At 36.8% G+C, this 25,502-nt stretch carries 12 protein-coding genes; 2 read left to right on the top strand and 10 right to left on the bottom strand.

The genetic code is table 11. The features are described from left to right. Nucleotides 1-116: 116 nt before the first annotated feature. The 10 genes from BLW23_RS11150 to BLW23_RS11105 all read right to left on the bottom strand — a co-directional run bounded on the left by BLW23_RS11150 (nucleotide 117) and on the right by BLW23_RS11105 (nucleotide 7,881). The gene (locus BLW23_RS11150; RefSeq protein WP_093669844.1) at nucleotides 117-347 is read right to left on the bottom strand and encodes a hypothetical protein; all 231 of its coding nucleotides are present in this window, start codon (nucleotides 345-347) and stop codon (nucleotides 117-119) included. A 462-nt stretch (nucleotides 348-809) separates the two neighbouring features. After that, nucleotides 810-1,541 (bottom strand): DUF4097 family beta strand repeat-containing protein, encoded by a 732-nt coding sequence (locus tag BLW23_RS11145; protein WP_093669842.1) that lies wholly within the window; start codon nucleotides 1,539-1,541, stop codon nucleotides 810-812. 93 nt (nucleotides 1,542-1,634) lie between these two features. Continuing rightward, complete coding sequence (locus BLW23_RS11140; protein WP_093669840.1) at nucleotides 1,635-2,477, bottom strand: DUF4097 family beta strand repeat-containing protein; 843 nt, start codon at nucleotides 2,475-2,477, stop codon at nucleotides 1,635-1,637. Between the two features lie 18 nt (nucleotides 2,478-2,495). Beyond that, nucleotides 2,496-3,263, bottom strand: a complete 768-nt coding sequence (locus BLW23_RS11135; RefSeq protein WP_093669838.1) for a zf-HC2 domain-containing protein — start codon at nucleotides 3,261-3,263, stop codon at nucleotides 2,496-2,498. Between the two features lie 15 nt (nucleotides 3,264-3,278). Further along, nucleotides 3,279-3,815 carry an RNA polymerase sigma factor gene (locus tag BLW23_RS11130; protein WP_143032153.1) on the bottom strand — a complete coding sequence of 179 codons (537 nt, stop codon included), beginning with the start codon at nucleotides 3,813-3,815 and terminating at the stop codon, nucleotides 3,279-3,281. A gap of 91 nt (nucleotides 3,816-3,906) precedes the next feature. Then, entirely contained in the window at nucleotides 3,907-5,487 is a 1,581-nt protein-coding gene (locus BLW23_RS11125; RefSeq protein ID WP_093669834.1) for a S41 family peptidase, read from the bottom strand. Next, nucleotides 5,474-5,905, bottom strand: coding sequence for a deoxycytidylate deaminase (locus tag BLW23_RS11120; RefSeq protein ID WP_093669832.1), 432 nt, complete (start codon nucleotides 5,903-5,905; stop codon nucleotides 5,474-5,476). The genes BLW23_RS11125 and BLW23_RS11120 overlap by 14 nt, the downstream gene beginning before the upstream one ends. Nucleotides 5,906-6,108: 203 nt before the next feature. Then, nucleotides 6,109-6,690, bottom strand: coding sequence for a HupE/UreJ family protein (locus BLW23_RS11115; protein WP_093669830.1), 582 nt, complete (start codon nucleotides 6,688-6,690; stop codon nucleotides 6,109-6,111). Next, complete coding sequence (locus BLW23_RS11110) at nucleotides 6,690-7,151, bottom strand: Lrp/AsnC ligand binding domain-containing protein (RefSeq protein WP_093669828.1); 462 nt, start codon at nucleotides 7,149-7,151, stop codon at nucleotides 6,690-6,692. Before BLW23_RS11110 ends, BLW23_RS11115 begins: the two co-directional genes overlap by 1 nt. A gap of 319 nt (nucleotides 7,152-7,470) precedes the next feature. Next, a complete protein-coding gene (locus BLW23_RS11105) occupies nucleotides 7,471-7,881 on the bottom strand; it encodes a BrxA/BrxB family bacilliredoxin (protein ID WP_093669826.1) in 411 nt (136 codons plus the stop codon). Between the two features lie 321 nt (nucleotides 7,882-8,202). Here BLW23_RS11105 and BLW23_RS11100 point away from each other — a divergent pair, with 321 nt between their 5' ends. Then, on the top strand, nucleotides 8,203-8,952 hold the full coding sequence (locus tag BLW23_RS11100) for a TerB family tellurite resistance protein (RefSeq protein ID WP_093669824.1): 750 nt from the start codon (nucleotides 8,203-8,205) through the stop codon (nucleotides 8,950-8,952). 692 nt (nucleotides 8,953-9,644) lie between these two features. Beyond that, the gene (locus BLW23_RS11095; protein ID WP_176829801.1) at nucleotides 9,645-25,343 is read left to right on the top strand and encodes a Calx-beta domain-containing protein; all 15,699 of its coding nucleotides are present in this window, start codon (nucleotides 9,645-9,647) and stop codon (nucleotides 25,341-25,343) included. The last annotated feature ends 159 nt before the right edge of the window (nucleotides 25,344-25,502 follow it).

Below are 25,502 nucleotides of genomic sequence, written 5' to 3'. Positions count from 1 at the left end.
CATTTGAGAATTCAAAACGGAGAAACTTGAAAATAATGGTCGTCTCTAGTTGACCGCTAGTTTACCTCGTCATTGAAATAATGATAAATTGAATTCAATTTAATATTGAAAGTATTCTAATATTCCATTCTAAATTCAATCAGTTGATGCTTATGGAGCTTAGGATTCAATTCTAAACAATCCTTCAGATTCATTTTTATTTCAGGAGTAAATACGTTAAAAATAGAATCAAATTTAAGGAGACGGTTAGGTAAAGTCTCTAAGCTGTTTTTTTTCCAGTAAGGGGTGAATAATCGATTACGATATTTCTCCGCTGTAGTTGCAAATGTCTTTTCTAAATCTTTCATTTTACTTTTTTAAAGTAGATGAGTAATTGCGAATTTATACTCACTAACTTATTGGTTAAGTTTTGATTATAAAAATATGGAAATCACATTTGATTAACTACTTAAACATTATTTTTTTTAACATATTTTATTCAATTATAGAGTTGTAATAATGTTAGAAACATTTGTAATTTTAGGTTATCATTTCGTTATTTGAATTAAAAGAAACTTAAAATTATTACATTCACTCTTTCTTGTTTTTTAAAGTTTAAAGCTGACTGTCCGTTTTACATCGGGTTATAAGCTTTGAAAGAAAAGTAATACGGGTTATAGTTTTAATTTGTAAATAGTATAAATAATCTGTAATCAAAAAAACTCACCTGGGGCGAGTTTTTTATTTCTTGATCCTAATGACCGTTGATTACTTATGTTTTTATAGTTGTTAGATATTGATTTGAAGTTTTTTTAAGTCGACTTTTATTGTTATAGTTGTGGTTTTCGAAGAAAAATGTCTCCACTGATAGATTTGAGTTTTAGGTTTAGTTTACCAGATTTAATTTTTCCAGAGATTTTATGCCCAAAGCCCTCTTCTCGGTTATTGAAATCAATATCTAAGTTTGAATAAACCGTTCCAGTAAGTGTCTCGGCACGAAACTTTGCATCAGAAACAAAAAGATCTATTTCTCCACTTATAGTTTTTAAATCGAGATCAGTTGAGTATTTTTTGATCGTGATATCTCCGCTTATAAGATCCAATTTAAGTTTACCATCATAAGATTGGGCATCAACTGAGCCGGTAATACTTTTAATTTTTAAGGTCATATTTTTAGGGACGAAAATGACATAATCAATATGAACTTCAGTGTGGTTGGTATAATAGCTGTTATTACAATCGCCATCCTCCGTTTTAGTGGTAATTTGTTTGTGATATTTTTCGAAAAAGTTGGCATAATCGGAATGAATACTCAAACTACTGTGAGTGGTTTTGCTTTTTAAACTATACAAATCATTTTCACTATTGTTGTTTAAGTTAACGATGGCTTTAATAAATAACTCATTTTTATCCCAATTTTTTAGATCAATTTTATTCGCATAATCGAGTTTTAAATCAATATTAGTAATGCCTCTAGTGTTTTCTTTTAATTCTACTTTTTTTTGTGGATATAGGGTGCTGAAAGACAATAGCATTCCTATGAATAAGAATATTCTTTTCATTATATAAAGTTTTAAAAATTGGTGATAGAACTCATTTAGGATTTTGCAAAAGAAGTAATGCACTAAATGAGTTCGTTTATTAATGGAACAAAGTTATTTTTTACGTAAGTAAATATTACCAAGTGAAGATTTTAGTTTAATCTTTACACCACCTTTATTAATAGGACTCGTTATTTTTCTATTTCCACTTACTTGTGGTAAATCCTTTTTAGCCTTTTGTTTCAAATCGAAATTCGTATAAACAGTACCGTTGGTGTTAATATCTAAATTCGCATCTGTATTTGATGGTAAGCTAACATCTATTTCTCCAACCGAAGAACTAACGGTAATAGGTGAGGATTGGTTTACTTTTATAAAATCGATATTAATAGGCCCTGTACTTGAATGTGCCGTGATGGGACCGGTTACATCTGTCATATGAATAGCTCCAACATTCGATTCGGCTTCAACTTCAGAAGAAAACCCTTTAATAGTAATGCTTCCTAAATTTCCTGAGTCAACGGAAAGATCGAGGTTTTTAGGAATTTCTAACTGAATATTATTGGACTGTAAATGTGATTTTAAATCTTCAATTATCAACGTATTTCCTTCTTTTGTAATGGAAAACCCGAAACCATTTGTGTCGTCTTTTCCTCCAGGATAAATAGGAGTTAATCCAGCTCTTTTATCTTTCTTCTTTTGTTTTCTTTCTGATCGTTCTCCTCGAACCGACCACCCAACGTTATGGTGATTGTGATCTTCTTTACATTCTTCACATTTTGGATCCTTGATGCAAGTCATCATTAGGTTTTTAGTTGCTGAAGCCAAAACTTTTATAGAAGCATTTGATGTTACTTGAACTTTCTTTACTCCTTTCAAAGAATGTGTATATTCTTTGTCCTGTGCTTGAACTACACAGAGAACAAATAATGATAATAATAAACTTAGTTTTTTCATGTTTTCTTATTTTGTTAACTACAATAAACTCGGAATGTTGAATTGCAGTTCTTGTTTTACATAATTAGGTGTTTCTTTATTTTCTAATAACTTTTTCATAGGTTTGAGCGCTCTTTTTTCCTGTATACTAGCTAATATTTGAATAAGTTCTATTTGAATAATAGCTTCTTTTTCTGTTTCCAAAGCTTTTATTAAAGCTGATTTTACAATTTCTAATGACGAAAACTTTGAAAGAGCCTCTGCTGCAGTCAGACGCACATTGGTGTTTTTGTCGTAAAAAAGCTTACGTATAATAGCTTCAATAATTTCTGTATTTTCTTCAGTGAATTTCTGAGAATTATTAACTCCTAAAATTCGTTTACTAACTGATTGGTTTTCGAGTAATTCGAAAAATTGTTTCCTTTCTTCTTTATGTGTTTTGTTTGCTATTTCAGTAGTTTGTTTTGATTGAAATCTACCTGTCAAAAAAGCAATTGAAACAATGAGAATACTAGCAGCAACTCGAATGTAAGTTTTCCAATCTGTACTTGGTTTTAAAGAGATGGTTTTAGTGTTATTTCTTTCTATTTCTTCATTTAAAAGGCTGTCAAATTTTGCTTTTAAATTTACACTAGGCTTTTCCATATCAATGTTTGATAGGGCTGAAAAAATCGCTTTATATTTTTCAAGTTCTTCAGAACAATCAGAACAAGTTTCAATATGTGATGTTATTTGAATCGATTCAGAAGAAGGGGTGTTTCCTTCTAAATAATCACTAAACATTTGTTGTATATCTTTACATTCCATGATCCTTTTGTTTTGTTAATTTTCAATGTTTTGAAAATAAATACTTTTTAATTTTTTGAGTGCTCTGTGCATTTTTACTTTTAAAGCTCCGATAGAGTTTCCAGTAATTTCAGCTATTTGCTCGTAATTTATTTCTTGAAGTCTGTGCATTACAATAAGCTCTCTGTCACTAACGGTAAGTTGTAAAAGTGCTTTTTGTAAATGATCTATGGCTTCCTCATTTCCCTCCGAAATTTCTTTGTCATTTGAACAAATGTCATCGTTTATTAAATGCGTTCTTTCCTTTTTTCTCTTTTGGTAATAAGTAGAAAAAATGTTTCTAGCGATAGTGAAAATCCAAGAGGTGAAATTTCCGTTTTTATATGATGTGCGATATTTTAAAACCTTTATAAAAACCTCTTGGGTTAAATCTTCACTTATTGTTTTATCCTGAATCATTTTATTGAAAAAATTGTACAAATGCACATGGTACCTATCGAAAATAATGGATAATTTGTTAAGATCACCATTGGTAACTTGTATCATAAGCTCTTCGTCAGTCAAATTTTTCAATGTGTTAGTTTTGATCAGTTTCTATTTTATAAACCAGCGAAATTTAAAAAGGTTACATAGGAGGCTAAATTTTTTGCAAAAAAAAACTCGCCTAAGGCAAGTTTTTATGTTGATTTTCGAGTTCTAGTATTTTTTGAATCATTTTGTCGTCTTTCTCACTGAGCTTGTACAAGCCTTCATCGTTAAAAAGATCTCGAGCAATGACTGTTTTTAAACTGGCTCTAATATTGACCTTTCTTTTTTCGGATAGGCGAAAATCTTTCACCTGATTAAAGAAGCGATCGGAGATCTCATGATTGTTATCAAAATTTTCAATAAAATCGTCAATACTTAAGTTTTTTAGTTTACTTCGATTATTGTCAACATAATCAAATGCGAAATTTTGTAATGGCACGAAAAAGAAGGTTGACATATTTGAAGTTGTATCAATAGGTACAAATACGTCAGGAATAATTCCTCCACCACCATACACAATTTTTCCTTTCGGAGTTTTGAATTGGAGGCTATCCGCTATTTTGATACTATCCTTATTAAATAATTCTCCATTGTAATATCTATTCTCTAAATCCTCTCTATAGTTGGAAGAGCCTTTGTTTTTCTTATAAGGTTTTTGAATTGAACGTCCGGTTGGAGTATAATAACGAGCAGTGGTCAATCTAACAGCAGATCCATCACCTAAGTCCATTTCTTGTTGAACTAATCCTTTACCGAAAGATCTTCGGCCAATAATGGTTCCTTTATCATTATCTTGAAGAGCTCCTGCAACAATTTCTGAGGCAGATGCAGAATTTTCATCTATTAAAACATAAAGTTTGCCATTTTCGAATTCTCCTTTTTCGGTAGCAAACGACTCATTGGTATCTCCTTTATTGTTTTTAGTATATACTATTAGTTTGTCATCTTCCAAAAATTCATCAACTATTTTATTGGCAATATCAATAAAACCACCACCATTATTTCTGAGGTCTAAGACTAAGGTGCTCATTCCTTTCGTTAGTAAGGTGTCCAAAGAAGTTTTAAATTCTCTGTAAGTGTTTCGTGCAAACCTATTCACTTTTATATAACCAATACTTTCTGTGAGCATATAAGCAATATCAACACTTTTAATATTTACTTTACCTCTAGTAATATCTATATTGAAAAGGCTGTCATTGGTTTTACGGTAAATTTGCAGGTTTACTTTAGTATTTGGTTTTCCCTTTAGTTTTTTTAAGATTTGGGTCGTTTTGATGTTGATTCCAAAGAGAGTGTCGTTGTTTGCCATTAAAATACGATCTCCAGCATTTATCCCAGCCTTAATACTAGGGCCTCCTTTAATTGCATCAATAACAGTAATGGTGTCTCCTTTCATTCGGAACTGCACTCCAATTCCTACAAAATTACCTTGCATGTTTTCGGTAACCGATTGAAGGTTTTCTTTAGGAATATACACCGAATGGGGGTCTAGTTTATCCAGCATTTCTGCGATAGCACCATCTAATAACTCATCTGTATTTACATTGTCAACATAATCACTCTGAATATAATCTATAAGACGTTTTATTTTCCGTTCATTATCTGAAGTTTTTCCAACGAAAGAGGAGTAAGAATTTCCTCCACTAAAAAAAACGCCGATAATGATTCCAAAAACAACGGCAATTGAAAAATAAATAGGTAAATTATTCTTGTTCATAAGGTAAATGTGTCAGTTTAACTCCAGCTTTTTCTAAAAAGTCTAAACCAGAACGATCTTTATAGGCATCTGCATAAACTACGCGTTTAATTCCTGCCTGATGAATTAACTTGCTACACTGTTGACATGGAGAAAGTGTTATATATAATGTGGCTCCTTCACATGATTGAGTTGAACCAGCTACCTTTAAAATTGCATTGGCTTCTGCATGAAGCACGTACCACTTTGTATAACCTTCGTCATTCTCACAAGGATTTTCAAATCCAGAAGGAGTACCATTATATCCATCGGAAATAATCATTCTATCCTTTACAATAAGTGCGCCTACTTTCTTTCTTTCACAATGAGAGAGTTGTCCCCATTCTCTTGCCATTTTTAAGTAAGCTTTGTCGTATTTTAATTGTTTTTTATCCAAAATAAATGTGATACGGAATTTAGGCTAATTTATACAAAATAAGGTTAAAAAATATAAAACAAAATTACCAATTAACTCATTATTATGTCGTTAAAATAAATGTAAAAATATAGAGTATATGGTAGTTTTTTCAATTAATACAAAACAGTAATTTATCGATTACTCAAATAAATTTGTTTTGATAAGAGTGGCTGTCACCTTTGTGCTTACCAGAATACCCGGTCAAACATCATTTGTAAAGCAAACCCAATAACAATTGACGATGTTACAAGTATCCAATCTCTTCTATTTACTCCTAAAATTGATTGGGCTAAAGAACCAATTAATAAAATACCAAGAACTATTATAATTTGAGCAGCTTCAACTCCAAGTGCAAATTCTAATAAAGGGATTAGTTTATTGCTAGCCTTGCCAATCATAATTTTAAAGTAGTTTGAAAAGCCTAATCCGTGAATTAACCCAAAAAATAAAGCAAAAAATAAATTTTGATTTTCTTTTCCGACAGAGGCTTTTTTTGCTGTTAAAACATTCATAAGGCCGGTAATGAAAATTGTTAGAGGAATTAAAAATTCAACTAAATCGGCTCTAACATTTAAAATGCCAAAAGCAGATAACGCTAAAGTAATGGAATGTCCAATAGTGAATAGAGTAATTAACCATAAAACTTTCTTCCATTGTTTAAACTGATAAACTACAGAGAGTACTATTAAAAAAAGAATATGATCATAAGCCTTGAAATCTAATACATGAAAAAGGCCCATTTTAAAATAAAAAATAAAATCGGTCATTAAATTTTAATTTGTCTGTTAATTTGCTGATCTAAGGAAATGAAGGTTTCCGTTCGTGAGACTCCTTTAATTGTTTGAATATCTTTGTTTAATAAGTGCATTAAATCTTCATTATTTTTACACATTATTTTAATGAATACAGCATAATTACCTGTAGTGTAATGACTTTCAACGATCTCAGGAATTTCTTTTAGCCTTTTTATAGCAGAAGAATATAAACTTGATGAGTCTAAGAAAACGCCAACAAAAGCCGTAGTATTATAACCCAAGGCTTTCGGATTTAAAACCATTTTATACCCGTCAATAAGATCGGAATCTTCAAGTTTTCTTAATCGCTGATGGATTGCTGCACCTGAAATACCAACCTCCCGAGCGATACCTAAAACTGGAGTTCTGGCATCATTTACAAGTCGCTTGATAATAATTTTATCAATACCATCAATTTTAAGCTTCTTCGTCATAATATATGTGTATAAAAAGTCAGTTATCTAGGAATACATCCTTGAAGTTCTAAATAAAAATATTTAAAATTTTTGACATATGTGTCAGAATGTTTAAATGCCTCCCAAATTAATCAACAACCTCATAATATTCATGAGAAGTATGCAAAGAAAACTATTTAAAAATTTTGACACGGGCGTTAGAGAGTTTATAACAGTTGATGTTGTAAAATAACAAAAGATATGAACTCTCGCTTGGCGAGTAAAAATAAAAAAATCCACTTAAATAAGTGGATTTTCAAGGTTGAATCTATGATTCAATATCGTTTGTTAAGAAAAATTAACAGAATTCATCGTAAGCAGCTGCTAAATTTTGAGCAATTGCTTGAGCCGATCTCCCTTCAATATGATGACGTTCAAGCATATGAACTAATTGGCCATCTTTAAAAAGAGCGATAGCTGGAGAAGAAGGAGGAAACGGAATCATGTATTCACGAGCCTTAGCGGTTGATTCTTTTTCTACTCCTGCAAATACAGTTGTTAAATGGGTTGGTTTTTTATCAGCTCCTAATGAAGCAATAGCACCTGGTCGAGCAGTTCCGGCCGCACAACCACAAACAGAGTTAACCATAACTAAAGTGGTTCCTTCATTGGTTAAAGCACTATCAACATCTTCAGCTGTATATAAAGCATTAAAACCCGCGTCAATCAATTCATCGCGCATTGGCTTTACTAATTCTTCTGGATACATAAATTAAGTTTTTTACAAAGATAATTCTTTTTGCACATAAGGAGCAAATTAAAAATATATTAAAAGTGTGTTTTAAAGCTCTTTGAACCTGTTGTATATGTAAATGGTAGGTGTTCGTGTAAAAATTGTTAAAAACACTGTTTTAAGAAGGATTAAATATAGTTTTTATTTATTATTTTTATTAGTGGTATAGTTTAAGTTTATTTATTTTTCGGTAAAAATGCGTCAAATCAAAATATAAGCAAAGGACAAAAAAATAAAGGCTATGAAAATGAAACATTTTGGAAACGAAATAGTCTTATATTTGATAAAAAGATTTACATGGGGAAATTTGCCAAATGGTTAGGTGCAGGTGCTGGTTTTACATTAGGAGGTCCTATTGGAGCTGTTATTGGTTTTGTAGTTGGGAGTTTTATTGATGGGGTTTCATTAGAGGATTTAAAAGAAGAAGAAAAAGAGTATAAATCTCAACGAAAGAAAAAGAGTTATGTTGAATCTGGCGATTTTGAAATTAGCTTACTTATTTTAGCTTCAATAGTAATCAAGGCAGATGGTCATGTCGATAAAAGAGAACTCGATTATGTAAGAGAATATTTTGTAAATCTTTATGGTAAAGAAAGAGCGAATAATGCTTTTAAATTATTCAAAGGCATTGTGAACAGAAAAGTGTCTTCAAGGCAAGTTTGTATGCAAATAAGACAATATATGTCACATGCTTCAAGGTTACAATTAATCCATTTTTTATTTGGAATAGCTAAATCTGATGGAAGTATAAAGCTTAAGGAAGAAGCTGTTATTGCTAAGATTGCCCACTACTTATATATAAGTGAAAGAGATTTTAACTCTATTAAAGCAATGTTTGTTGCAAAATCAAAGAACGCTTATGAGATTCTGGAAATTTCTAAAAATGCTAATGATACCGAGGTTAAAAAGGCGTATCGTAAAATGGTAAAGAAATATCATCCAGATAAATTAATCGGACTCGGAGAAGAGCATATTCAAGGTGGAAAACAAAAATTTCAACAAATTCAAAAGGCGTATGAAGAAATAAGAAGGGAGAGAGGAATTTAACACTTCATCGATACTTATTTGCAGTTCATCATTATTTCATCGAAAAAATATTTGTTAATATTTGTTAATTATATATATTCGCAGTGTTAAAAGTGCTAAAAAAACGCACTTTTTTTAGATGTTATTTATAGAGTAAAACAATTATTGTAAGATAAAACCCCCGAAAAATGAGAATACTCCTTTTAACCAAATTCTTAAACTAGTTATTTTAAGAAACATATTATTTTGCAGTCTTAAAAACTACTGAACTACTACGCGTAACTGAGTTACTACTACCACTATTATTACTCAATAACCATTCGCTAATTAAAGACTGTCAAAATTATCATAAGGGATGGTATTTCATTATATGTGCTTCAGCACAGGGATTTTCTGTATAAATATTTAGCGAAATAATAAATTTTGTTCTATGATTTATTCACAAGAACGCCTAGTTATAGATTAATTTTTGAACCCTTTCTTTAGTATGAGAAAAAATGTGTTTGTATCAAGTTTTGAAGATGTGAGAGTTTGCATTTATTGCGATTATGCAACGATGAAATAATAAAGTTTTTAGGTTGTGTTTGGTTTCTTGTTAAATGTAGATACCGTCAGTAGAAAAGCAACTTAAAATTATATAAAAACAATTCACAAAACTCAGATGTTATCTTGATTTAATAAAATGCAAGGTAACCCCCTTATAAATTATGGTTATGAATTTCAGTAAAAAAAGAGCAGTAATAGTTGCTGTATGTATGCTTTTTACGACTTTATTGTATAGTCAAAGTATAACAAATCGAGATGTTTTTTCAGGGAGAATTAACTACGCTTTGGCAGGTTCTTCTTTTAGAGATCAACCAACTGATAACTCAGGAACACCTGCTTCTCAAGTAACTAATGCCTCAATTTCAACATCTGCAACTTCTAGTCTTACGGTTCCTGGAGGTGCTTCTATAGTAAAGGCTTATCTTTACTGGGCGCATGGAAATGCAACACAAGATAATACCGTTACTTTTCAGGATCCATTGGGTGCTTCACATACGGTAGTAGCGGATAATAGTTATGCAGATCATTTTGATGCAACAGAAACTTATTTCTCATATGTTTCGGATGTAACCTCTATTGTGTCTTCTGGAGGTTCTGGAAATTACACCATGACTAATCTTAATATCGAAAATACATCGGGTACTCCTTGGTATAATTTTAGTACGGTTACAGGTACCTGGTTGTTAGCTGTGATTTATGAAGATACCGTTGGTATAACAGGAACATATAATATCAATATTTATGATGGTTTAAAGCTGCTGTATAATGGATCAGGAAAAGATGCTTCGGCTGCGTTTACTTTGAGCTCGCTAAATGTCGGTTTGCCTCTGGAGGGTAGTTTGGTAACATATAGTTTTGAAGGAGATAATAATCCCACAAATACAGATGAGGGAGTTGTGGTTAATAGTAATCAATTAGCGAATGTTTTAGGAACGGCTTTTGGTGCTGTTCATGATGAAGTAAGTACTCCCGCAAATATAGCAACTTCTCCTTCTAGATATGGTATGGATGTAGATGAGTATATCATAACACCTTATATTACGAATGGAGATACATCTATAAATTTACAGGTTCAGACTGGAGCAGATCAAATTCACTCGGTAATGTTTATTGCTAGAGTGAAATCTAATGACGATCCAGTTAGTAGTGATGATGTTGGAGAGGCTGTTCAAGGAGTGGCGTCTAATATTGATTTGGCGGGTAATGATACAGACCCTAATGGGAATTTAGATTTGACATCTATTACAATTGTTGGAGGAAATACAACTTCAAAAGGTAGCATTGTTGTTAATAATGATGGAACTATTGATTATACTCCAACGGCAACGGCAATGGGAACAGACGTAATAACATATCAAATTTGTGATACTTCTGACCCAACTCCTTTATGTACCCAGTCAACTTTAACGGTAACAATTTATCCTGATGCGGATGGAGACGGTATCGAAGATGTTGTCGATTTAGATGATGATAATGATGGTATTTTAGATGATAATGAATGTGGATTGGTTACGTTAAACATAAATTGGGCAGATTTAGGGTTAACAGATGCAGGGATAAGTCAAGCATCAGGGCAAACAATACCTGATATGGGCGCGGTTTTAGGGATACCAGAATTGAATGGAATAGGAGTAACGGTAAAGTTTAGTTCTACTGGTTCTTCGACTCCAACATCAAATTTAATTGGATCCGCAGGAAGCCCTTGGCTTACCGTTGCTAATGCTATTAATGGAACTAGAAAAGTAGAGGTTTTATTTACTGAATCATTTGAAGCAATTTCATTAATGTATGATGGTCAATTTAATGATGGAGAGTATGTTAGTTTTAATCCATCAGGTGGTGCTTTATTGCAGCCAACTCCACCCGTTACTGGTTTAGATATAGTTTCTCAAGGTGTAACTAACCCAGTAGGAGGTGCGGGAAATACAACTACTAATTTTCCTAGGTATGAAATTTTAGGAGGAGATAACATTGAATTGACCTCTGGTATATTATCAGGAGGTGCAGCTACTAGTTCTCAAAATGGAGTATTATTACGAATTAAATATAGAATTTGTGATAGTGATAATGATGGAATCTATGATCATTTAGATGTAGATTCTGATAGTGATGGATGTTATGACGCTTTAGAGGCTGCAGGTTCATATAATTACACGCAATTAACTGATGGAGCTTTTACAGGAGGAGTTGATGGAAATGGTGTTCCTTCAACTGTGTCAGGAGGGCAAACCAATACAGCAGCCGTTACTGATCCAACGGATAGTACCGCTTGTTGTGATGCTTCAGTATCTGGTTTTGATGATATTGATTCAGATGGAATTGTAAATTCATGTGATTTAGATAATGATAATGATGGTATTCTAGATAATGATGAATGTGCTAGAGTTAAAATTACACCTGTGGATTTATCAAGTCCACCAGGAGGTAATGCCTCTAATTATAGCATTACTAATGATGATATTAGTAGTTTATATGGCTTGCCGACAGGAAGTCTATTAGTAACAGTTACGAATGGTTCCACGAATTCAGGAGGCACCGCTTGGAAGACAAATGCTACGGAAGGAAGTACAACTTTTGAGTTGTCTGGTACTTATGCCGATTTAGCTTATGTAACTGTAGCCCATGGAGGATCATTGAGTCAGGGATTAAGAGATGGGTTTATTTCATTAGATGGGGTAGAATTTGATTATACATCAACTCTGGTTGATGATTTCGTTGCTTCAAATAGTGGAAATACATATTATGTCGATAATCCAACGGGCGGAACTGAAACAACAAATGGAGTGAGATTTGAATGGGTTGCGAAAACTACGGGGGCGAAGCGAATTGAATTTTTCTCAACAGGAGCTACTGGGAACAACCAATATTTTATAGAATTAAGGTTATGTGATTCTGATGAAGACGGAGTACTTGATCATCTTGATACAGACTCTGATAATGATGGGTGTTATGATGCTATAGAGGCTTCAGGATCTTACAACTATACACAAATATCTTCAGGGGCTTTTACAGGAGGAGTGGATTCCGATGGAGTTCCTACGACGTCTTCTGGAGGTCAAACAACAACCGTTGCAGTAACCGATTACTTTGATAGCAGTGCTTGTTGTGAGGTATCGGTATCTGGTTTTTCAGATAATGATAGCGATGGTGTAGCTGATACCTGTGATTTAGATGATGATAATGATGGTGTCTTAGACTCCGTCGAATGTTTTAATTCTTCTGCAATGCAGTTCTCAGGACTTTCTGGAACATCTCAAAATTATGTGGTTGCAAATACAACAGTAACCCAAAGTGCATCAGGAACAGTAAGTGCCGCTAACACAGATAATAATGGTAATATGGCCTTACAGAGCAACGGAGCTTCTGTTTCATTATCGACTTCAAATGCTTCCGATTTTACAATTTCAGCGGCAACGAATGCAAGTGTTAATTTTGATACAGGAGATACTTGGACTTTTTCAAGTACTTCAGGTAGTTTTAAAGTGTATGATCCAGGGAATGAATTAAGAATAATATCACATTCAGGAAATTCAATAACTGTAAATCCACTAATTTCGAATCCAACGAATTGGAGTATCAGAATTGAGCAAGTTAGTGATTTAACGTTAACAATGGATGTAGGAAATACGGCTTCTGATGTAAAAGTTTCTGTAATAGTGCCATGTTTAAATACTGACGGAGATGGAAAGTCGAATGGAGAAGATTTAGATAGTGATAATGATGGTATTCCTGACAATATTGAAGCGCAAACTACAACAGGGTATATAGCTCCTAATACAGATAGTGCAGCAACATACTTAACAAATAACGGTATAAATTCTGCGTATTTAGGAGGATTAACTCCGGTAAATACTGATGGTACAGATAACCCAGATATTCTAGATTTAGATTCAGATAATGAAGGCGGAAATGATACAACGGAAGCAGGCTTAACTTTAAGTGGTACTGTAGGAACAAATGGTTTAGATAATAGTTATGATAATGGTGACGATTATACCGATGTAAACGGTAGTTTCGATAACACTCAAAATGATAACTTCCCAGATGTTGATGGAGATGTATTAACTGAAGATGTTGATTATAGAGACGCAGTTAATCCTGTAGGTTGTACCCCTGGCTTTTATCAAGTGTTAAGTGGGGTGTTAAATATAATGGATCCAGAAACAGGGAATTACAATGTGGTAGGAACTCCCGTTCCAACTACGAATACATTAGGTTATAACTCAATAGATGGGTTTCTTTATGGAATCACGGCTTCTAGTTTTAATATCGTTAGAATTGGACAAGATGGAAATTCGATTGATTTAGGACAAATTACAGATGGGGGTACTCCACTATCTTATGCTCCAAATGCACTTGATTTTGATGGAGCTGGCATTTTATGGGCTAGATCTTCAAGTCAAAATGCAGGAGCCTATATAAGAGCTGATTTGTCAACAATGACGTATACATTGATCCCTATTACTGGAATCAATGATAATTTTGCAGACTTTACTATTATTAGTAATAAAGCCTATGGAGTTAGTAATAATGTACTTTATGAATCAGATTTGACTACGAACCCCATAACAATAACTAGTAAAATTGTTACAGGCTTAGCGGGTTCTTCTGGAGCTTATGGTGCTGCTTTTAGTGATGTAGAAGGTAATTTATATGTATTTAGGAATACTACAGGTGAGTTTTTTAAGATTAATGATTACGACGGAGCGACTCCAGTGGCAACGTTATTATTAACAGGAACCGCGAGTGGCTCTAATGATGGGGCTTCATGTCCAGATGCATGCCCATCTTTTGATTTGGATTGTGATGGCGTTTTAAATGTTGATGAAGATTTAAATGGAAATTCTGATTATACAGACGATGATACAGACGGTGATGGAACTCCAAACTACTTGGATAAAGATGATGATAACGATGGTATTTTAACACTTGATGAAGATACAGATTTAAATGGAACATCGCATAATGATGATACAGATGGAGATGGAACTCCTGATTATTTAGATTTGGACAGCGATAACGATGGCTGTTATGATGCGTTGGAAGCAGCCGGAGGTTATAATTATACACAACTTTCTTCAGGAGAGTTAACGGGTGGAGTTGATGCTGATGGAATTCCAACAGTCACTTCTGGAGGTCAAGCAACAACAGCCGCCGTAACAGATTTTTCTGATAACTCAGCATGTTGCGCTGTTTCCGTTTCAGGTTTTGCAGATGTTGATTCAGATGGTATCGCTGATTCTTGTGATTTAGATAATGATAATGATGGGATCTTAGATAGTAATGAACAGGCATGTACGACAAGGCAAATTTGGGATTCTACTTTATCTAATGGGAGTATTTTAATAGGAGGAAAAACGGTTAACTTTACAACTTCCTTAACTGGACCAGGTGGTTTTACAGGGTCTAATAATAGTTCTGGACATATCTCTTTAGATAATAATAATACTCCTTCAGTACCAACCGTTTGGACAATAACGTTTGATACGCCAGTTAGTTTTGAAGCATTTTCTAAAACTACTGGAGCTTGGTTTGATGATGGTGAAACTTGGAAGATAACTTCCTCTGGTGCAACGTTCACTGTAGATAATCCCGATAATTCTCTAAACATTGCCTCAGGGGTATATACAAATGAAGTTGTTTTCGGTTCTCCAGTTAGTGGTTCTAATGATAACAAACTATGGAACATTAAATCAAGTTTATTGACATCGGTAAGTATTAGTTATGAACAATCGGTCAATAATTCAGGAGCAATTCAGATAGCAGTTAATTGTATTGCTCCGGATACTGATAATGATGGAACTCCTGATTATTTAGATGTAGACAGCGATAATGATGGCTGTTATGATGCAATCGAAGCGGCTGGAAGTTATAATTATACACAACTCTCTTCAGGAGAGTTAACAGGAGGAGTTGATGTCGATGGAATTCCAACAGTGACTTCAGGAGGTCAGGCTAATACCTCGGCGGTAACTGATTCAGCTGACGGTTCAGCTTGTTGTGATGTGACAGTTTCAGGGTTTGCAGACATTGATTCGGATGGAGTAGCTGATACTTGTGATTTAGATAATGATAATGATGGAATAACAGATTGTAATGAGGCAGCTTCGCAATACACCAATGCAGATTTAGTTGGAGCGGAGTTTTTCTCATCCGTTTCTTCGAACTATGTACCAGTAGCTAACGGAATAGGAAATCCAGGATTAATTGATGGAACACCAAGTGATCCTGCTAGTGGTAGTTTTGGAGATTGGGGAAGTGGAACGGATGGAACGTTTAATGGAGTCCCCTTAGTTTTTGATTTGGTAATGCCCTATTCAGTTGATGAGGTTACAGCGTTTTTGATGTATAATGAATTAGGAGTAGCTGGTCAGCAAGTTTTAGATTTTGAGGTTATAATTACTTCAAATGGGAATCAATACACACGTAGTTTTACGGCTCCTGCTATTGGAGGAGGACCAGTTAGGCAGGAATTTTCTTTTGGCATAACATATTTTAATGTAACTGATATAGATATAAGAATTCTTACCAAAGAAGGCGCTAGTGTTCATATAGAAGAATTTGGATTAATAGGAAGTAGTTGTATTCCAAAAGATAGCGATGGAGATGGAACAGCAGATTATTTAGATTTAGACAGTGATAATGATGGTTGTAATGATGTTTTAGAATCGGGTGGAACCGACGGAGATTCAGATGGAGATTTAGATGGAACTGGTTTCGATAGTAACGGACAAGTAACTGGTGGTGCCGGTGGCTATGACGGAGCAAACGGGAATGAAACGGAAGCTACCACATTGCAAGTAGATACCCAACCAAGTGATGCAACAATTTGCCTAGGAACAAATATAACTTTTACAGGAGCAGCTTCTTCATTAAGTACAACAACATTTACAGGAACGGCTCCAGCAACAACACCAGATTATAGTGGTAGTACGGCAGCTACGGCAGATTTGGTATATCAATGGCAAGAACAAGTAGGAGGAGCAGGAGCGTGGAACGATATTACGAACGGAGGAATTTATAGCAATGCAACCACAGCAAGCTTAACATTAACAAATCCATTAATAGGAACTTCAACCAATAAATATAGATTGGTAGTTACAAGTACAAAAAATGTATGTGCTAGTGCAACCACTTCAGAAGCTACCTTAACAATTAATAATGTAACGGGAGGAACCATAGCAGCAAATCAAACAATTTGTTCAGGAGAAGATCCAGTAGCATTTACCGAAACAGTTACTTCTACAGGAAGCGGTACACTAAGTTATCAATGGGAAAGTAGTACTGATGGATCAAGTTTTACTCCAATAGGAGGGGCTACAGGAACTACATATGATGTGGGAGTTCTTACCCAAAATATGTGGTATAGAAGGGAAGCTTCATCTTTATTGAATAGTGTTACTTGTGCAGCATTGAGTAATGTTGTTCAGATTACAATTGATCCAGTGCCAACCATTAGTATTGATGATATTACGGTAGCGGAAGGAACTACAGCTAATTTTACGGCAACGTTAAGTCAAGCAATAGCTTGTGATGTTACTTTTGATGTAACAACGAGTAATGGAACAGCAATTGGTGGTGACGATTATACTACACAAACCAACCAAAGCTATACGATTACTGCAGGTAATACAACAGTTACCATACCAGTAGTAACAATAAACGATACTACATACGAACCAACAAACGAAACTTATACTGTTACTTTAAGTAATGTCCAAACAGGAACAGGAAGTTCGATAACCACGACAGATTTAGTAGGAGCAGGAACAATCACCGATACAGGTGATAGTGCTCCAACCATTAGTATAGATGATATCACGGTTGCAGAAGGAAGCACCGCAAACTTTACAGCAACCTTAAGCAACCCTTCTCAATATGATGTTACTTTTGATGTAACAACGAGTGATGGATCTGCTACCGCAGGAGATGATTATACTGCTCAAAGTAGTGTAAGTTATACGATTACCGCAGGAAGTACTACGGTAACGATTCCAGTGGCAACGATCAATGATACTACGTACGAACCAACAGATGAGACCTATACCGTTACAATGAGTAGCGTAAGTATTGGATCGACTCCAGCAGAGGCAATTACAACGACTGATTTAGTAGGAGTAGGAACGATTACCGATTTAGGTGATAGTGCACCAACCATTAGTATAGATGATATCACGGTTGCAGAAGGAAGCACCGCAAACTTTACAGCTACCTTAAGCAATCCCTCACAATATGATGTTACTTTTGATGTAACAACGAGTGATGGATCTGCTATTGCAGGAGATGATTATACCGCTCAAAGTAGTGTAAGTTATACGATTACCGCAGGAAGCACTACCGTAACGATTCCAGTGGTAACGATCAATGATACTACGTATGAACCAACAGATGAGACGTATACCGTTACAATGAGTAACGTAAGTATTGGATCAACTCCAGCAGAGGCAATTACAACGACTGATTTAGTAGGAGCAGGAACGATCACTGATTTAGGTGATAGTGCCCCAACGATCAGCATAGATGATATCACGGTTGCAGAAGGAAGCACTGCAAACTTTACAGCTACCTTAAGCAATCCCTCACAATATGATGTTACTTTTGATGTAACCTCGAGTGATGGATCTGCTACCGCAGGAGATGATTATACCGCTCAAAGTAGTGTAAGTTATACGATTACCGCAGGAAGTACTACCGTAACTATTCCAGTGGTAACGATCAATGATACTACGTATGAACCAACCAATGAGACCTATACCGTTACAATGAGTAGCGTAAGTATTGGATCAACTCCAGCAGAGGCAATTACAACGACTGATTTAGTAGGAGCAGGAACGATCACCGATTTAGGTGATAGTGCACCAACGATTAGCATAGATGATATCACGGTTGCAGAAGGAAGCACCGCAAACTTTACAGCTACCTTAAGCAATCCCTCACAATATGATGTTACTTTTGATGTAACAACGAGTGATGGATCTGCTATTGCAGGAGATGATTATACCGCTCAAAGTAGTGTAAGTTATACGATTACCGCAGGAAGCACTACCGTAACGATTCCAGTGGTAACGATCAATGATACTACGTATGAACCAACAGATGAGACGTATACCGTTACAATGAGTAACGTAAGTATTGGATCGACTCCAGCAGAGGCAATTACAACGACTGATTTAGTAGGAGCAGGAACGATCACTGATTTAGGTGATAGTGCCCCAACGATCAGCATAGATGATATTACGGTTGCAGAAGGAAGCACCGCAAACTTTACAGCTACCTTAAGCAACCCTTCTCAATATGATGTTACTTTTGATGTAACCACGAGTGATGGATCTGCTACCGCAGGAGATGATTATACCGCTCAAAGTAGTGTAAGTTATACGATTACCGCAGGAAGCACTACGGTAACGATTCCAGTGGCAACAATCAACGATACTACGTACGAACCAACAGATGAGACGTATACCGTTACAATGAGTGGCGTAAGTATTGGATCAACTCCAGCAGAGGCAATTACAACGACTGATTTAGTAGGAGCAGGAACGATCACTGATTTAGGTGATAGTGCACCAACCATTAGTATAGATGATATCACGGTTGCAGAAGGAAGCACCGCAAACTTTACAGCTACCTTAAGCAACCCTTCACAATATGATGTTACTTTTGATGTAACCACGAGTGATGGATCTGCTACCGCAGGAGATGATTATACCGCTCAAAGTAGTGTAAGTTATACGATTACCGCAGGAAGTACTACCGTAACTATTCCAGTGGTAACGATCAATGATACTACGTATGAACCAACAGATGAGACCTATGCCGTTACAATGAGTAACGTAAGTATTGGATCAACTCCAGCAGAGGCAATTACAACGACTGATTTAGTAGGAGCAGGAACGATCACCGATTTAGGTGATAGTGCACCAACCATTAGCATAGATGATATTACGGTTGCAGAAGGAAGCACCGCAAACTTTACTGCTACCTTAAGCAACCCCTCACAATATGATGTTACTTTTGATGTAACCACGAGTGATGGATCTGCTACCGCAGGAGATGATTATACCGCTCAAAGTAGTGTAAGTTATACGATTACTGCAGGAAGTACTACCGTAACGATTCCAGTGGTAACGATCAATGATACTACGTACGAACCAACAGATGAGACCTATACCGTTACAATGAGTGGCGTAAGTATTGGATCAACTCCAGCAGAGGCAATTACAACGACTGATTTAGTAGGAGCAGGAACGATCACTGATTTAGGTGATAGTGCCCCAACGATTAGCATTGATGATATTACAGTAGCTGAAGGAAGCACCGCAAACTTTACAGCTACTTTAAGCAACCCTTCTCAATATGATGTTACTTTTGATGTAACAACGAGTGATGGAACGGCAACAGCGGGAGATGATTATACCGCTCAAAGTAGTACAAGTTATACGATCACTGCAGGGACTACGACAGTAACTATTCCTATAGCTACTACCGATGATACCACTTACGAGCCAACAGATGAGACCTATACTGTTACAATGAGTAACGTAAATATTGGATCAACTCCATCAGAGGCGATTACAACGACTGATTTAGTAGGAGCAGGAACGATCACTGATTTAGGTGATAGTGCACCAACGATCAGCATAGATGATATTACGGTTGCAGAAGGAAGCACCGCGAACTTTACAGCTACTTTAAGCAACCCTTCTCAATATGATGTTACTTTTGATGTAACAACGAGTGATGGAACGGCAACAGCGGGAGATGATTATACCGCTCAAAGTAGTACAAGTTATACGATCACTGCAGGGACTACGACAGTAACTATTCCTATAGCTACTACCGATGATACCACTTACGAGCCAACAGATGAGACCTATACTGTTACAATGAGTAACGTAAATATTGGATCAACTCCATCAGAGGCGATTACAACGACTGATTTAGTAGGAGCAGGAACGATCACTGATTTAGGTGATAGTGCACCAACGATCAGCATAGATGATATTACGGTTGCAGAAGGAAGCACCGCGAACTTTACCGCTACCTTAAGTAGTGCCTCACAATACGATGTTACCTTTAATGTAAGTACGAGTGATGGTAGTGCAGTAGCCCCAGGTGATTATACAGCACAGAGTAGTCAGAGTTATACGATTACCGCAGGAAGTACTACGGTAACTATTCCAGTGGTAACGATCAATGATACTACGTATGAGCCAACAGATGAGACCTATACTGTTACCATGAGTAACGTAAGTATTGGATCAACTCCAGCAGAGGCGATTACAACGACTGATTTAGTAGGAGCAGGAACGATCACTGATTTAGGTGATAGTGCCCCAACGATTAGCATTGATGATATTACAGTAGCTGAAGGAAGCACCGCAAACTTTACAGCTACTTTAAGCAACCCTTCTCAATATGATGTTACTTTTGATGTAACAACGAGTGATGGAACGGCAACAGCGGGAGATGATTATACCGCTCAAAGTAGTGTAAGTTATACGATTACCGCAGGAAGTACTACGGTAACGATTCCAGTGGCAACAATCAATGATACTACGTACGAACCAACAGATGAGACCTATACCGTTACAATGAGTAACGTAAGTATTGGATCGACTCCAGCAGAGGCAATTACAACGACTGATTTAGTAGGAGCAGGAACGATCACTGATTTAGGTGATAGTGCACCAACGATTAGTATAGATGATATCACGGTTGCAGAAGGAAGCACCGCAAACTTTACAGCTACCTTAAGCAACCCTTCTCAATATGATGTTACTTTTGATGTAACGACGAGTGATGGATCTGCTACCGCAGGAGATGATTATACCGCTCAAAGCAGTCAGAGTTATACGATTACCGCAGGAAGTACTACGGTAACGATTCCAGTAGTTACGATTGATGATACTGTTTATGAACCAACCAATGAGACGTATACCGTTACAATGAGTAGTGTAAGTATTGGTTCACCAACTCCAGAGACAATTAATACGACAGATTTAGTAGGAGCAGGAACAATTACTGATACAGGTGATAGTGCACCAACAATCAGCATTGATGATATTACAGTAGTTGAGGGAGCTACAGCGAACTTTACCGCTACCTTAAGTAGTGCCTCACAATACGATGTTACCTTTAATGTAAGTACGAATGATGGTAGTGCAGTAGCCCCAGGTGATTATACAGCACAAAGCAGTCAGAGTTATACGATTACCGCAGGAAGTACTACCGTAACTATTCCAGTGGTAACGATCAATGATACGACGTACGAACCAACAGATGAGACCTATACCGTTACAATGAGTAACGTAAGTATTGGATCGACTCCAGCAGAGGCAATTACAACGACTGATTTAGTAGGAGCAGGAACGATCACCGATTTAGGTGATAGTGCCCCAACGATCAGCATAGATGATATTACGGTTGCAGAAGGAAGCACCGCAAACTTTACCGCTACCTTAAGTAACCCTTCTCAATATGATGTTACCTTTGATGTAACAACGAGTGATGGATCTACTACCGCAGGAGATGATTATACCGCTCAAAGTAGTGTAAGTTATACGATTACCGCAGGAAGTACTACCGTAACGATTCCAGTGGTAACGATCAATGATACTACGTACGAACCAACAGATGAGACCTATACCGTTACAATGAGTAACGTAAGTATTGGATCAACTCCAGCAGAGGCGATTACAACGACTGATTTAGTAGGAGCAGGAACGATCACCGATTTAGGTGATAGTGCCCCAACGATTAGCATAGATGATATCACGGTTGCAGAAGGAAGTACAGCAAACTTTACCGCTACCTTAAGCAATCCTTCTCAATATGATGTTACTTTTGATGTAACAACGAGTGATGGAACGGCAACAGCAGGAGATGATTATACTGCTCAAAGTAGTGCAAGTTATACGATTACCGCAGGAAGTACTACCGTAACGATTCCAGTGGTAACGATCAATGATACTACGTACGAGCCAACAGATGAGACCTATACTGTTACAATGAGTAACATAAATATTGGATCAACTCCATCAGAGGCAATTACAACGACTGATTTAGTAGGAGCAGGAACAATCACTGATTTAGGCGATAGTGCCCCAACAATAAGCATTGATGATATTACAGTAGTTGAGGGAGCCACAGCGAACTTTACCGCTACCTTAAGTAATCCAGCGCAGTATGACGTTACTTTAGATGTGACCACATCTGATAATACTGCGCAAGTAGGAGCAGATTATTTGGCTCAAACTAGTGCAGGTTATACAATTCCTATTGGAAGTACAACAGTAACGATTCCGATAACAACGATAGACAACAATGTCTATGAAATTAGTGAGACTTATAATGTGTTGATGAGCAATGTCAGTATTGGCTCGCCAACACCTGAAACCATAACCACCACTGATTTACAAGGAGAGGGAACGATTACAGATAATGATGTAAATGATCCATGTTTACCAGATGCAACAGATAGTGATGGTGATGGCGTATGTGATGCGATAGATCCCGATCCAAGTGATCCATGTAATCCAGATAATACAGATGCGGATGGTGATGGCGTATGTGATACGATTGATCCAGATCCAGTAGATCCATGTAATCCAAACAATGTAGATTCAGATAATGATGGGGTATGTGATACGGTAGATCCTGATCCAACGGATCCATGTGTACCAGATAATACAGATGCAGATGGCGATGGTGTATGTGATACCGTAGACCCCGATCCAGCGGATCCATGTAATCCAAATAGTGTAGATTCAGATAATGATGGCGTATGTGATACGGTAGATCCCGATCCAACGGATCCATGTGTACCAGATAATACCGATACCGATGGTGATGGCGTATGTGATACTGTAGATCCAAATCCAACGGATCCATGTATACCAGATAATACCGATGCAGATGGCGATGGTGTATGTGATACAATAGATCCCGATCCAACGGATCCATGTAGTCCAGACAATACCGATGCAGATGGTGATGGTATATGTGACACCGTAGATCCCGATCCAAGTGACCCATGTATTCCAGATAATACCGATGCAGATGGCGATGGTGTATGTGATACAATAGATCCAGACCCAACTGATCCATGTAATCCAACAAGTGCAGATACTGATGGCGATGGTGTATGTGATGCTATCGATCCCGATCCAAGCGATCCATGTAGCCCAGATGCTACGGATGCAGATGGTGATGGCGTTTGTGATACAATAGATCCCGATCCAACCGACCCATGTAATCCAACCAGTACCGATACTGATGGCGATGGAATTTGTGATGCAGTAGATCCAGATCCAAGTGATCCATGTAGTCCAGATGCAACAGATGTTGATGGCGATGGTATTTGTGACGCAATAGATCCAGATGTAACAGATCCATGTGGTCCAGAAGATTTAGATAGTGATGGCGATGGTGTTTGTGATAGTGTAGATCCTGATCCAAGTGATCCATGTGTACCAGATGCAACGGATGCAGATAATGATGGCGTATGTGATAGTGTAGATCCCGATCCAGCGGATCCATGTAATCCAAATGGACACGATGAGGATGGCGATGGCGTATGTGATGCAGTAGATCCAAATCCAACGGATCCATGTGTACCCGATGCAACAGATAGTGATGGCGATGGTATCTGTGATAGTGTAGATCCAAACCCGACCGATCCATGTATTCCAAACGGACATGATGAAGATGGTGATGGTGTTTGTGATGCCGTAGATCCAAACCCAACGGATCCATGTATTCCAAATGGAATAGATGCGGATAATGATGGCGTATGTGATAGTATAGACCCAGATCCAGCAGATCCATGTAATCCAAATAGTAATGACGAAGATGGCGATGGTTATTGTGATGGAGTAGATCCAAATCCAACAGATCCATGTATTCCAGATGCAAGCGATGCCGATGGCGATGGTATTTGTGACACGATAGATCCCGACCCAAATAATCCATGTAATCCAGATAGTGCAGATGAAGATGGTGATGGTTATTGTGATGCAATAGATCCGAATCCAACAGATCCATGTATTCCAGATGCAACAGATGCGGATGGCGATGGTATTTGTGATACGATAGATCCCGATCCAAATAATCCATGTAATCCAGATAGTGCAGATGAAGATGGTGATGGTTATTGCGATGCAATAGATCCAAACCCAACAGATCCATGTATTCCAGATGCAACAGATGCCGATGGTGATGGTATTTGTGATACGATAGATCCTGATCCAAATAGTCCATGTGATCCAAATGCATTAGACACCGATGGCGATGGCGTATGCGATACAGTAGATCCTGACCCAACAGATCCGTGTAGTCCAAATGGAGCAGATACCGATGGTGATGGCGTATGTGATGCGATCGATCCAAATCCAACGGATCCATGTATACCAAATGGAACAGATGTAGATGGAGATGGTATTTGTGATACGGTAGATCCAGATATAACAGATCCATGTCCAATAGGAGCACCAGATGCGGATGGCGATGGTATTTGCGATGCCGTAGATCCCGATCCAGCAGATCCATGTGTTCCAAATGGAACGGATAGTGATGGCGATGGTGTTTGTGATAGTGTTGATCCTGATCCAAATGATCCATGTAGCCCAGATAATACAGATGCAGATGGCGATGGCGTATGTGATACTATAGATCCCGATCCAGCGGATCCATGTAACCCAAATAGTAGTGATGAAGATAATGATGGTGTTTGTGATACGGTAGATCCAGATCCAACAGACCCATGTAATCCAGATAGTGCAGATGCAGATGGCGATGGTATTTGTGATACAGTAGATCCCGATCCAGCGGATCCATGTAATCCAAATAGTAATGAACGAGGATAATGATGGCGTTTGTGATACTGTTGATCCCGATCCAACGGATCCATGTGTACCAAACAATACAGATGCAGATGGCGATGGTATTTGTGATACGGTAGACCCTGATCCAGCAGACCCATGTAATCCAAATAGTAATGATGAGGATAACGATGGTGTATGTGA

Origin of the sequence: Tenacibaculum sp. MAR_2009_124 (assembly GCF_900105455.1) — a bacterium.
In the GTDB taxonomy this organism is placed as follows: Bacteria; Bacteroidota; Bacteroidia; order Flavobacteriales; family Flavobacteriaceae; genus Polaribacter.
Note: the sequence above shows the minus strand (reverse complement) of the source record. Positions and strands in the feature narration are given on the sequence as shown.